Here is an 11,855-nt window from a genome sequence, read left to right as displayed (position 1 = left end):
GGCGATGACGACCACGACAGCCAGGACGACGTCCCTGCGCGCAGGCCTCGCGGTGCTGGTCGCGCTGCTGCTCGGCACGCTCAGCGCCTGCAGCACCACGATGCGGGACCTGCCGATCCCCGGCACCGGGGTCAGCGGCGACACCATCGAGATCCAGGCCGAGTTCGACGACGCGCTCAACCTCGCCGTCGGCGCCCCGGTCAAGGTCAACGGCGTCGACATGGGCAAGGTCGCCGAGATCAAGCCCAAGGACTTCACCGCGGTGGCCACGCTGACGCTCAAGACCGACGCCGAGGTTCGTGAGGGCGCCCGGGCGCGGCTGCGCTACACGACGCCGCTCGGCGAGCTCTTCGTCGACATCACCAATCCCGCCACCGGCAAGGCGCTCGCCGACGACGCCGTGCTCACCCGGGCCTCGACGACCACCGCCCCGTCGGTCGAGGACGCGCTGGCCCAGGCGTCCCTGCTCATCAACGGCGGTGGCCTCGACCAGCTCCAGACCGTGACCGAGGAGCTCAACAAGGCGCTCAACGGCAACGAGGGCGACTACCGGGCGCTGCTCGACAAGGCCTCGGTGTTCCTGACCCGGGCCAATGCGACGACGCAGAGCATCGACGCGGTGCTCACCTCGCTCAACTCGCTGTCGAAGACGCTCAACGGGCGCAAGGAGACGATCAACCGCGCCGTCCGCGAGATCCGGCCGGCGGCCAAGGTGCTGCGCGAGAAGACTCCGGAGTTCACCGAGCTCCTCGCCGAGATCGAGAAGTTCACCGGCGCGGCGAACCAGACGGTCGGCGCGACCCGCGCCCAGCTGCTCACCCTGCTGGGCGAGCTCGAGCCGGTGCTGGCCGAGTTCGCCAAGAACAACGGCACCTTCGAGACCTCGCTGCGCGCGGTGATCGACGCCGCCAAGGCCGCCGACGGAGTGGTCGCCACCGACTACCTCAACATCGCGCTCGAGCTCCACCTCGACAACATCAACGTCAACGGCCTGCTCAGCGGGACCGTGACCGGCCTGGTCCGCGACCTGCTCGACCTGGTCGGGCTCGACAAGCTGCTGCCCGGTCTGGGCGGCCTGCTCGGCGGCCCGAAGGCGACCGGCGGCAAGACCGGCGCCAAGACGGGCGGCAAGACGGGCGGCGCGCCGGCCCCCGGCTCCGACCCGCTCGGGCTCAACGGGCTGCTCGGCGGCCTGTTCGGAGGGAGGGGCTGATGGTCAAGAAGATCCTGGGGGACCGGCTCTACCTGAGCCTGGCCGGCATCGTCGTGGTGCTGGTCGTGACCACGGCGTACCTCTTCGCCGCGGTGCTCGACCAGCCGCTCACCTCCCGGCCGGTCGAGGTCAAGGTCGAGCTCGCCCAGACCGGCGGCCTGTTCGAAGGCTCGGTGGTCACCTACCGCGGCATCAAGGTCGGCAAGGTGCGCTCGATCGTGCCGTCCGACGACGGCGTCCTCGCGACGATCGCGATCACCTCGGGGACCGACATCCCCAAGGACGCCCTCGCCCGCGTGCGCAGCCTCTCGCCCGTCGGTGAGCAGTACCTCGACTTCCAGCCGAAGAAGGAGTCCGGGCCGTTCCTCGCCGACGGCGACACGATCCCGGCCACCTCGACCGACCTGCCCAAGAGCCTGAGCTCCACCGTGGTCGCGGTCAACAACGTGCTGCGCCAGATCGACGACAAGAAGCTCCGGGTGGTGCTCGGCGAGCTGAGCACCGGTCTGCAGGGCACCGGCGACGACCTGGGCCGGATCCTCGACCAGGGCACCGCGCTGCTCCAGACGCTCGACGCCGTCTGGCCCGAGACCGACCGGGTGATCACCAGCTCCGGCTCGGTGCTCTCCATCGCGACCGACAACGCCGACTCGCTGCGCCAGCTGGCGACGTCCTCGAAGAGGTTCGCGCAGTTCCTGCGCGAGTACGACCCCGAGCTGCGCGACATCCTCAAGCGCGGCCCCGGTCAGCTCGACGAGCTGATCAAGCTGGTCCAGGACGCCAACGAGGTGCTGCCCGGCTTCCTGACGACGGGGGTGAGCTTCACCGACGTCTTCCGCTCCTACGAGCCGCACCTGCGGGCGCTGCTGCAGAACTACTCGCCGGGCCTGCGCTCGCTGCTGGCCAAGGTCCGCGACGGCGAGCTGCGCATCGCACTCATCCCCGACAAGGAAGAGGACCGCTGCACCTACGGGACCGCCCGGCTCGACCCGAAGGTCGACCGGCGCCGTCCGCTCCAGCGCGACGGGCGCTGTGCTGCCGGCATGACCACGCTCCAGCGGGGTGCCGCCAACGCGCCGGGACCGGTCCGGTGAGCGCCGCGGACAAGAGGCCCGGCAACCTCGTCATCGGGCTCGCCGCGCTGCTGGTCGCCTGCCTCGCCGTGGGCGCCTGGCTCCTGGTCCAGGAGCGGAGCGCCCAGGACGATCTCTCCCGCGCCCAGGCGCAGGTGCAGAAGCTGACCGGCGAGAACGAGGCCGAGCAGGCCGCGCTCGCGGCGGCCAAGACGATCCTGGCCGAGATCACGTCGTACTCCTGGAAGGACGGCGAGCACGAGTTCGCCTGGCTCGACAAGATCGCCAACACCGAGCTCAAGGACAAGCTCGCGCCCAACGTGAGCGGGCTGCAGAAGGCGATCGTCGACGGCAAGGTCTCGGCCAAGGGCCAGGTCGTCGACGCGGCGTCCCGGGCGATCAGCGGGACGCAGGTCGAGGTGCTGGCGTTCGTCGACCAGGCGCTCACCGACGAGACCAACAAGGACGTCAAGATCGAGCAGCAGCGGGTCAGCATGACCATGAAGCTCGTCGGCGGCGACTGGCTCGTCGACCGGCTCGAGCTGCTCAGCGGCGACAACGCCGGTGCCGACCCGAGCGGCGCGGCTGGTGAGGGCACCCCGTAACGCCGCGACGCTGCCGATAGATTGACGCGCGTGGCGCATCCCGAAGGAGACTCCCTGGCCGGTCTGCGGACCGCCCTGCGGCGGATCCTGATCACCCTGATCGGTGTCCCGTTCGTGGTCGCGATCGCGATGTCGCTCGTCGACTCGTACCGGCGCCGCGGCAAGCGGCCCAAGCCGTTCCCGACCACGCCGCCGCGCACGGTCGCGGTGGGCGACGGCGACGTGACGACGTACACCTTCGGGCGCGACCTGTACGACGACATGCTCGCCGCGATCGACGGCGCGCAGCGCCAGATCCTCTTCGAGACCTACATCTGGAAGGGCGACGCGACGGGGGAGCGGTTCAAGCGGGCGCTCATCGCGGCCGCCGAGCGGGGCGTCGACGTCTACTGCACCTACGACGCCTTCGCGAACCTGGTCGTCTCCCCGGCCTTCCAGCGCTTCCCCCCGAGCGTCAAGGTGCTGCGCTACCCGGTGTACTCGGCGGGCTGGCGCTTCTTCGACCTGCGCCGCTACGGGCGCGACCACCGCAAGATCCTGGTGGTCGACGACCACGTGGGCTTCGTGGGCGGCTACAACATCGGCTCGGCGTACGAGAGCGAGTGGCGCGACACCCACGTCCGGATCACCGGCCCCGCGGTGTGGGACCTCAAGCGGGCCTTCGCCGACTTCTGGAACCTCAACCGGCGTCGTCGCCTGCGCGGCTCCGAGCGGCCGCTGCTGCTCGAGACGGCGTCCACCTGGGAGCCGCGGGTGCGCCTGCAGCGCAACGTGCCGCGGCTGTGGATGTTCCCGATCCGCGCGATGTACCTCGAGGCGATCAACCGGGCCAGCCGCAACATCTGGATGACCCAGGCCTACTTCCTGCCCGACGAGGACTTCATCACCGCGCTCAAGGACGCCGCCCGGCGCGGCGTCGACGTCCGGCTGCTGCTGCCGCTCAAGTCGAACCACATCGTGGCCGACTGGATCTCCCGCGGCTACTTCACCCAGCTGCTCGGCGCCGGCGTGCGGATCCTGCGCTACCGCGACGCGATGGTGCACGCCAAGACCGCCACGGTCGACGGCACCTGGGCGACGGTGGGCACCGCCAACATCGACCGGCTCAGCCTGTCGGGCAACTACGAGATCAACGTCGAGATCATCGACGAGGCCTTCGCCGCCGAGCTCGAGGAGATCTTCGAGGTCGACCAGTCGCACTGCCTCGAGCTCACCAGTGGCGAGTGGGAGGCGCGGGACATGCACCGCAAGTTCACCGAGCTGGTCCTCGCGCCGCTGCGTCCGCTGCTCTGAGGTGCAGGGCGGGTTCAGGGTCGCGGGCGGCGTCGGGGTGGACTGGACCGATGAAACTCACGCTTGACCGACGGAACTTCATCGGTCCAGCGCGAGTTTCGCCGGTCGACCGGCGAAACTGGCGCAGCCCAGGACCCCATTGACGAACACTGGTGTTCGTGAAACGCTCCGGCCCATGACGACGCTGCCCCGCGGTCGGCACGGCCTGAGCCGGGACGAGGTCGCGGCGGTGCAGCGGGAGCGGGTCTTCCACGCGATGGCCGACGCGATGGCCGAGCACGGGTATGCCGGCACCCCGGTCGCCGCGGTGATCAAGCGGGCCGGGGTCTCGCGGGAGACCTTCTACCAGCACTTCGGGTCCAAGCACGACTGCTTCCTCGCGGCGTACGAGTGGGCCACCGACCTGCTCCGGGAGGGCTTCGCCGAGGGCCTCGGCGCCGGAGCCGACCGGCCGGCGGCGGAGCGGTTCGACGCGCTGCTCGGGCGCTACCTCGCCGCGCTGGCCGAGGACCCGCGCCGGGCCCGGCTGTTCCTGGTCGAGGCGTACGCCGCCGGCCCCGAGATCATGCGCCGCCGGCTCGCCGTCCAGGCCGAGGCGGCCGCGGCGCTGGCCGCGCTCTTCGGCATCGACAGCAGCGACGAGGCCCAGCGGTTCGCCTGCGAGGCGCTGCTCGCGGCGACCATCCAGATGGTGACCGCGCGGGTCGTGCTCGACGACGCCGCGGCGCTCGCCTCCCTCCGACCCCCTCTCGTCGCCCTCGCGGCGACGCTGTTCCCGAGCTGAGGAGAAGTCCATGTGGTTCCGAGCGCCGGTGCGCGACCTGGCCGGCAAGCAGGTGTTCGTGACGGGCGCCGCGAGCGGGATCGGGCGCGCGGTCGCCCGCTACGCCGCCGATCGCGGCGCCGTCGTCCACCTCACCGACATCCAGCCCGAGGCGCTGGCCGCGGTCGCCGACGAGATCCGGGCCGCGGGCGGCCGGGTCGGCACGGCCGAGGTCGCCGACATCGCCGACCACGCGCAGGTACGGCGCCTCGCGGCGCTGGTCACCGAGCGCGCCGGCGCGATGGACGTCGTCCTCAACGTGGCCGGCATCGCGATCTGGGGGACCGTGCGCAGCCTCGAGCCGGAGCACTGGCAGCGGCTCGTCGACGTCAACCTGATGGGCCCGATCCACGTGATCGAGGAGCTCCTCCCGCCGATGATCGACGCGCGGCGCGGGGGACAGCTGGTCAACATCTCGTCGGCGGCCGGGATCATCGCGATGCCCTGGCACGCGGCCTACAGTGCGACGAAGTTCGGCCTGCGCGGGGTCTCGGAGGTGCTGCGCTACGACCTGCGCAAGCACCGGATCGGGGTCAGCCTGGTCTGCCCGGGCGGCGTCGACACCGGCCTGGTCGAGACGATCCGGATCGCCGGCATCGACCAGCAGAGCAAGGCGTTCGTCCGGGCCCGCGGGCACTTCCAGAAGCGCGCGGTCTCGCCCGAGCAGGCCGCGGAGGCGATCTGGCGCGGCGCGCTGCGCAACCGGTACTGGGTCTACACCTCGCCCGACATCCGGCTGGTGCACTGGCTGCAGCGGTACTTCCCGCCCGGGTACGCCATCGCGATGCGGGTCTTCAACTACGGCGCCAACCGGGTGCTGCCCGCGGTCGAGCAGGCCCGCCGGACGGACGCCGCGTGAGTGAGCCGCGGATCGCGCCCGGCACCTGGCGCGAGGTCGGCCCCTTCGTCGCGCTCTTCGCCCGGATCGCCGGCCGGGTCCAGGGCACCGAGCCGCCCGCCGTCTTCCTCACCCTCGGCCGGCACCGGCGGCTGTTCTGGGGCTGGCTGCACTTCGCCGGACGGCTGATGCCCGGCGGCCGGCTCTCGCGGCGCGAGTCCGAGCTCGTGATCGTGCGGGTCGCTGCGCGCCGCGGCTCGTCGTACGAGCTGGCGCAGCACCGACGGCTGGCCCGCCGGGCCGGCCTGACCCGTGACGAGATCGCGGCGGTCGAGACCGCCGCGGAGCATGCGGGCTTCACCCACCGCGAGCGGCTTCTGCTGCGCGCCACCGACGAGCTGCTCGCCGACCAGGACCTGTCCGACGGCCTCTGGGCGGCGCTGGGGGAGCGGTTCGACGACCGGGAGCGGATCGAGATCCTGATGCTCGTCGGCCACTACGCGATGCTCGCCACCGCGCTCCACGCGCTCCGGGTGCGCCCCGACCGGGCGCGCTAGGGGCACTGTCGGCGGGCCCTCGTACGCTGGATCCATGCGTCCGGTCACCGATCTCGAGCGTCGCGTCGCGCCCTTCCACGTCCAGTCCGACTACCAGCCCTCCGGCGACCAGCCCGCGGCGATCGCCGAGATCACCAAGCGGCTCAACGACGGGGTCCAGGACGTCGTCCTGCTGGGTGCGACCGGTACCGGCAAGACGGCGACCGTGGCCTGGGTGGCCGAGCAGGTGCAGCGGCCGCTGCTCGTGCTCCAGCCCAACAAGACGCTGGCCGCGCAGTTCGCCAACGAGCTGCGCCAGCTCTTCCCCGACAACGCCATCGAGTACTTCGTCTCGTACTACGACTACTACCAGCCCGAGGCGTACGTCCCGCAGACCGACACCTACATCGAGAAGGACTCCTCGATCAACGAGGAGGTCGAGCGGCTGCGGCACTCCGCCACCAACAGCCTGCTCACCCGGCGCGACGTCATCGTGGTCTCGACGGTCTCGTGCATCTACGGCCTCGGCACCCCGCAGGAGTACGTCGACCGCATGGTCCGGCTGCGCGTGGGCGAGGAGCACGACCGCGACTCGGTGCTGCGCCGGCTGGTCGAGATCCAGTACACCCGCAACGACCTCGCGTTCACCCGTGGCACCTTCCGGGTGCGCGGCGACACGCTCGAGATCTTCCCCGTCTACGAGGAGCTCGCGGTCCGCATCGAGTTCTTCGGCGACGAGATCGAGCGGCTGATGACGCTGCACCCGGTCACCGGCGAGGTGCTCACCGAGGACCAGGAGCTCTACGTCTTCCCGGCCAGCCACTACATCGCCGGCCCCGAGCGCATGGAGCGCGCGATCCGCGGCATCGAGGCCGAGCTCGCCGAGCAGCTCCAGACCTTCGAGCGGCAGGGCAAGATGCTCGAGGCGCAGCGGCTGCGGATGCGCACGACGTACGACATCGAGATGATGCGCCAGGTCGGCTCCTGCTCGGGCATCGAGAACTACTCGATGCACATGGACGGCCGCTCGCGGGGCAGCGCGCCCAACACGCTGATCGACTACTTCCCCGAGGACTTCCTGCTCGTCATCGACGAGTCCCACGTCGCCGTCCCCCAGATCGGGGGCATGTACGAGGGCGACATGTCGCGCAAGCGCAACCTGGTCGAGCACGGCTTCCGGCTCCCGAGCGCGATGGACAACCGCCCGCTGCGCTGGGAGGAGTTCCTCGAGCGGATCGGCCAGACCGTCTACCTGTCCGCGACGCCCGGCGACTACGAGCTCGACAAGGTCCAGGGCGACGTCGTCGAGCAGATCATCCGCCCGACCGGCCTGATCGACCCCGAGGTCGTCGTCAAGCCGACCAAGGGCCAGATCGACGACCTGATCCACGAGATCAAGCTGCGCACCGAGAAGGAGGAGCGCGTCCTGGTCACCACGCTGACCAAGAAGATGTCCGAGGACCTCACCGACTACCTCCTCGACGCCGGCATCCGCACCCGCTACCTGCACTCCGAGGTCGACACCCTCAAGCGCATCGAGCTGCTGCGCGACCTGCGCCTGGGCCTGTACGACGTCCTGGTCGGCATCAACCTGCTCCGCGAGGGCCTCGACCTCCCCGAGGTCTCCCTGGTCTCGATCCTCGACGCCGACAAGGAGGGCTTCCTCCGCTCCGACAAGTCGCTCATCCAGACCATCGGCCGCGCCGCCCGCAACGTCTCGGGCGAGGTCCACATGTACGCCGACAAGATCACCCCCTCGATGGAGTCGGCCATCGACGAGACCAACCGCCGCCGCGCCAAGCAGGTCGCCTACAACGAGGCCCACGGCATCGACCCGCAGCCGCTGCGCAAGAAGATCGCCGACATCACCGAGATGCTCGCTCGCGAGGACGAGACCACCCAGGAGCTCCTCCAGACCTGGGCCGACGTCGGCCAGAAGGGCCGCGCCGGCGGCGTGAAGCCCAAGGTCGCCCCCACCCCGAACCTGCGCTCCACCGACATCGGCGGCCACGCGGCCGAGCTCGCCGGGCTGCCCAGCAGCGACCTGGCCCAGCTCATCCAGGACCTGACCGAGCAGATGAAGGCGGCTGCCGCCGAGCTGCAGTTCGAGCTCGCGGCGCGGCTGCGCGACGAGATCGGCGACCTCAAGAAGGAGCTGCGGCAGATGATGGAGGCGACCAAGTGAGGAGGGCGTGCCGAGCGAGGAACGAGCTCGAAGTGCGCCCGACGAGCGCGGGAGCGCGCGAGCGCGAGCGAGCGCAGGCAACGAAGTGAGGAGCGAACGCCGGCCGAGGAACGAGGCCGAGTGTTCGCGACAAGCGAGGCGCTGTGCGAGCGAAGCGAGCACTGGCGACCAAGTGAGGAGCACCCGATGAGCACCGTCAGGGAAGTCCAGGTCACCTTCGACTGCGCCGACCCCCGGAGTCTCTCCGAGTTCTGGAACGAGGTGCTCGGCTACGTCCTGCCGCCGCCCCCACCCGGCTTCGCCGACTGGGACGCGTTCCGCGCCTCGCTGCCGCCCGAGCTGCGCAACAGCGCCTCGGCGTGCGTCGACCCTGCAGGGGCCGGGCCGCGGCTGTTCTTCCAGCGGGTGCCCGAGGGCAAGAGCGCGAAGAACCGGGTCCACCTCGACGTCCGGGCCGCGCCGGGGCTCGCGGGGGACGACCGGATGGCGGTCCTCGAGGCGGAGGCCGAGCGGCTGGTGGCGCTGGGAGCGACGCGCGTCGAGCGGCACGACCCGGCGCCGCCGATGGGGGCCGGGCACCTCGTGATGCAGGACCCCGAGGGCAACGAGTTCTGCCTCGACTGATTTTTCTGGCCGAGCGCGTCTTCGCCGCCCGGGGAGGCAGCAAGCTGCCCTCGGTGGCGGCTCTCGCCGCGCTGCCGGCGTGAGCTGTCTGGCCGAGCGCGTCCTCGCCGCCCGGGGAGGCAGCAAGCTGCCCTCGGTGGCGGCTCTCGCCGCGCTGCCGGCCTAGTCCCGGCCCTAGTCCCTGCGCCGCGCGCTGAGCCCGACCAGCCGGGCGACGACGAGCGCGACGTAGAAGACGCCCGCGACCTGCTCGACCATCACCAGCGAGCGCGCGTGCCCGAGCACCGGGTAGACGTCGGAGAGCCCGACGCTGGTCATCGTGGTGAACGACAGGAAGAGCAGCTCGAACCAGTCGAGCGGCGCGGCGCCGGTGGGGCTCGTGTAGCTGACGAACGCGCCGGGCCAGAGCACCTGGGCCGCGGCGTAGAGGTAGGCGAAGCCCCAGGCGACCACGGTGAACGCCGCGCCGGTGGCGAAGAGCTCGTCCGGGGTGACCTTGTCGTCGTGGAAGAGGTAGCGGATCAGCGCGTACGACACGAAGAAGTAGAAGGGCGCGTGGAAGACCGCCGAGGCGAGGACGACGCCGTCGGTCTCGGGCCGGATCGCCTCGGCCACGGTGAGCACCACGGCCGGGACGCCGAGCAGCAGCGAGACCCAGGTCAGCGCCGGCGTACGACGGACGGCGACCACCGCGGCGAGCAGCACGAGCAGCTGGAACACGCCCGCGACCGAGCGGCCCACGACCGAGCCCTCGAGCGCCGGGTAGGCCAGGACGACGAGCAGCTGGGCCGCCAGCAGGATCCCGGACGAGTGCCGGCCCACGGTGCGGAGCAGGCGGGGGAGTCGGGCGTCGGCGGTCGGCACGTGCCCGATGGTAGGACCGCCCGAGCGTGACCCGGGCCACGCGGGGCCCGTTGAGGGTGATGTCGTACGTGATCGACGCCACTCCTCGGACGTGTCGTGCCGGTCACAACGAGAACGTGTTCTAATATCGCGAAAGCTCGTAGCGAGCCGGGGACACATGGGAGCGGGGAGAGGAGACGTCGCGTGGCGTTCAATGCCATCTCGATCGTGCGTGGCCCCGGTGAGATCGCGCTCATGGTGGTCGAGGTCACCAAGCGGATCTTCACGCGACCGTTCCAGTTCCGGGAGTTCCTGGAGCAGGCGTGGTTCGTCACGAGCGTGACGCTGGTGCCGACGATCATGGTCTCGATCCCGTTCGGCGCGGTCATCTCGCTCCAGGTCGGCAACCTGACCGGACAGCTCGGCGCGCAGTCCTTCGCCGGCGCGACAGCGGTGCTCGCCACCGTGCGGGAGGCGGCGCCGATGGCGGCGGCGATGATCATCGCCGGTGCCGCCGGGTCGGCGATCTGCTCCGACCTGGGCGCGCGCAAGATCCGCGAGGAGATCGACGCCATGGAGGTGCTGGGCATCGACCCGCTCGAGCGCTTGGTCGCCCCGCGCGTGGTGGCCACCATGTTCGTGGCGCTGATGATCAACGGCATCGTGATCGGCACGGGCATCGGCGGTGGCTACTTCTTCACCGTCATCGTCCAGGGCGGCTCGGCCGGCGCCTTCCTGTCGTCGTTCACCGCGCTCGCCTCGCTGCCCGACCTCTACATCGCGATGGTCAAGGCGATCATCTTCGGCTGGCTGGCCGCGATCATCGGGGCCTACAAGGGCCTCAACGCCGGCGGCGGACCGAGCGGCGTGGGCCGTGCGGTCAACGAGTCGGTGATCATCGCGTTCATGGCGCTGTTCTTCCTCAACGCCGTGATCACCGCGATCTACTTCCAGATCTCCCCGCCGGCGGGCCTCTGATGGCCGCGGCAGGGGAGTTCCTCGGCGACGGCTACAAGGCCGGCCGCAGCACCCTCGAGGGGTACGGCGACCAGCTGCTCTTCTACCTCAAGGCGCTCTCGTGGGTGCCGCGTGCCGTCCGCCGCTACCCCCGCGAGATCACCAACACGCTCGCCGAGGTGGCCTTCGGCGCGGGCGGGCTCAGCCTGATCCTCGGCTCGGTCGGCGTGATCGCGTTCATGGCGTTCTTCGCGGGCACCGAGGTCGGCATCCAGGGCTACGCCTCGCTCAGCCAGATCGGCGTCGCGAAGTTCAGCGCGTTCATCTCGGCGTACTTCAACACCCGTGAGGTGGCCCCGCTCGTCTCGTCGATCGCGCTCGCCGCGACCGTGGGCTGCGGCTACACGGCCCGCCTGGGCGCGATGCGCATCTCCGAGGAGATCGACGCGCTCGAGGTGATGGGCATCCCGTCGCTGCCGTTCCTGGTGACGACGCGCATGGTGGCGGCCTTCATCGCGGTCATCCCGCTCTACATCGTGGCCCTGCTGGCGTCGTACCTGTCGCCGCGGCTGATCGTCACCTACATCTACGGCCAGTCCGCAGGCACCTACGACCACTACTTCCTGCAGTTCCTGCCGCCCATCGACATGTTGTGGTCGTTCTTCAAGCTGCTCTTCCTCGCGGTCGCGGTGATCCTCATCCACTGCTACTACGGCTACACCGCCTCGGGCGGGCCGGCCGGCGTGGGCCGGGCGGTCGGCAAGGCGATCCGGACCAGCATCGTCACGATCGTCGTCGCCGACTTCTTCCTGAGCTTCGCGATCTGGGGCTCGACCACCACCGTCCGGATCACGGGGTGACGCGC

12 protein-coding genes are annotated in these 11,855 nt (G+C 70.6%); 11 read left to right on the top strand and 1 reads right to left on the bottom strand.

The annotated features are described in order from the left end of the window. The first annotated feature begins 4 nt into the window (after nt 1-4). The 9 genes from BM223_RS07950 (at nt 5) to BM223_RS07910 (ending at nt 9,190) form a co-directional block, all read left to right on the top strand. On the top strand, nt 5-1,213 hold the full coding sequence (locus tag BM223_RS07950) for an MCE family protein (RefSeq protein WP_082003640.1): 1,209 nt from the start codon (nt 5-7) through the stop codon (nt 1,211-1,213). Then, nucleotides 1,213-2,307 (top strand): MlaD family protein, encoded by a 1,095-nt coding sequence (locus tag BM223_RS07945; protein WP_052138531.1) that lies wholly within the window; start codon nt 1,213-1,215, stop codon nt 2,305-2,307. Before BM223_RS07950 ends, BM223_RS07945 begins: the two co-directional genes overlap by 1 nt. Further along, nucleotides 2,304-2,891 (top strand): hypothetical protein, encoded by a 588-nt coding sequence (locus tag BM223_RS07940; RefSeq protein WP_038678584.1) that lies wholly within the window; start codon nt 2,304-2,306, stop codon nt 2,889-2,891. The genes BM223_RS07945 and BM223_RS07940 overlap by 4 nt, the downstream gene beginning before the upstream one ends. A 30-nt stretch (nt 2,892-2,921) precedes the next feature. Beyond that, nucleotides 2,922-4,184 (top strand): phospholipase D-like domain-containing protein, encoded by a 1,263-nt coding sequence (locus tag BM223_RS07935; protein WP_235319259.1) that lies wholly within the window; start codon nt 2,922-2,924, stop codon nt 4,182-4,184. 175 nt (nt 4,185-4,359) lie between these two features. Then, the gene (locus tag BM223_RS07930; RefSeq protein ID WP_038678586.1) at nt 4,360-4,968 is read left to right on the top strand and encodes a TetR/AcrR family transcriptional regulator; all 609 of its coding nucleotides are present in this window, start codon (nt 4,360-4,362) and stop codon (nt 4,966-4,968) included. A gap of 10 nt (nt 4,969-4,978) precedes the next feature. Further along, nucleotides 4,979-5,866 carry an SDR family oxidoreductase gene (locus tag BM223_RS07925; RefSeq protein WP_038678588.1) on the top strand — a complete coding sequence of 296 codons (888 nt, stop codon included), beginning with the start codon at nt 4,979-4,981 and terminating at the stop codon, nt 5,864-5,866. After that, the gene (locus BM223_RS07920; RefSeq protein ID WP_038678590.1) at nt 5,863-6,402 is read left to right on the top strand and encodes a carboxymuconolactone decarboxylase family protein; all 540 of its coding nucleotides are present in this window, start codon (nt 5,863-5,865) and stop codon (nt 6,400-6,402) included. Before BM223_RS07925 ends, BM223_RS07920 begins: the two co-directional genes overlap by 4 nt. Nucleotides 6,403-6,436: 34 nt before the next feature. Continuing rightward, nucleotides 6,437-8,566 (top strand): excinuclease ABC subunit UvrB, encoded by a 2,130-nt coding sequence (gene uvrB / locus BM223_RS07915; protein WP_038678592.1) that lies wholly within the window; start codon nt 6,437-6,439, stop codon nt 8,564-8,566. Nucleotides 8,567-8,752: 186 nt separating this feature from the next. After that, nucleotides 8,753-9,190 carry a VOC family protein gene (locus BM223_RS07910; RefSeq protein WP_038678594.1) on the top strand — a complete coding sequence of 146 codons (438 nt, stop codon included), beginning with the start codon at nt 8,753-8,755 and terminating at the stop codon, nt 9,188-9,190. Nucleotides 9,191-9,364: 174 nt separating this feature from the next. Here BM223_RS07910 and BM223_RS07905 read toward each other — a convergent pair whose 3' ends face one another. Then, entirely contained in the window at nt 9,365-10,054 is a 690-nt protein-coding gene (locus BM223_RS07905) for an ion channel (protein WP_052138532.1), read from the bottom strand. 234 nt (nt 10,055-10,288) lie between these two features. Between BM223_RS07905 and BM223_RS07900 the strand changes: the two genes are divergently transcribed. After that, nucleotides 10,289-11,011, top strand: a complete 723-nt coding sequence (locus tag BM223_RS07900; protein ID WP_052139280.1) for an MlaE family ABC transporter permease — start codon at nt 10,289-10,291, stop codon at nt 11,009-11,011. Then, entirely contained in the window at nt 11,011-11,850 is an 840-nt protein-coding gene (locus BM223_RS07895; protein ID WP_038678596.1) for an MlaE family ABC transporter permease, read from the top strand. The genes BM223_RS07900 and BM223_RS07895 overlap by 1 nt, the downstream gene beginning before the upstream one ends. Nucleotides 11,851-11,855: the final 5 nt, after the last annotated feature.

Source organism: Pimelobacter simplex (assembly GCF_900114845.1).
GTDB classification, from domain to species: domain Bacteria; phylum Actinomycetota; class Actinomycetes; order Propionibacteriales; family Nocardioidaceae; genus Nocardioides; species Nocardioides simplex.
The sequence above is the reverse complement of the archived record's forward strand: the minus strand, read 5'-3'. Positions and strand labels throughout refer to the sequence as shown.

What these genes read in the sequence shown, in the direction of transcription:
- BM223_RS07945 (WP_052138531.1), top strand. Translation starts at nt 1,213, where the DNA reads ATGGTCAAGAAGATCCTGGGGGACCGGCTCTACCTGAGCCTGGCCGGC.
- BM223_RS07895 (WP_038678596.1), top strand. Translation starts at nt 11,011, where the DNA reads ATGGCCGCGGCAGGGGAGTTCCTCGGCGACGGCTACAAGGCCGGCCGC.
- BM223_RS07910 (WP_038678594.1), top strand. Translation starts at nt 8,753, where the DNA reads ATGAGCACCGTCAGGGAAGTCCAGGTCACCTTCGACTGCGCCGACCCC.
- BM223_RS07900 (WP_052139280.1), top strand. Translation starts at nt 10,289, where the DNA reads ATGGTGGTCGAGGTCACCAAGCGGATCTTCACGCGACCGTTCCAGTTC.
- uvrB (WP_038678592.1), top strand. Translation starts at nt 6,437, where the DNA reads ATGCGTCCGGTCACCGATCTCGAGCGTCGCGTCGCGCCCTTCCACGTC.
- BM223_RS07930 (WP_038678586.1), top strand. Translation starts at nt 4,360, where the DNA reads ATGACGACGCTGCCCCGCGGTCGGCACGGCCTGAGCCGGGACGAGGTC.
- BM223_RS07950 (WP_082003640.1), top strand. Translation starts at nt 5, where the DNA reads ATGACGACCACGACAGCCAGGACGACGTCCCTGCGCGCAGGCCTCGCG.
- BM223_RS07925 (WP_038678588.1), top strand. Translation starts at nt 4,979, where the DNA reads ATGTGGTTCCGAGCGCCGGTGCGCGACCTGGCCGGCAAGCAGGTGTTC.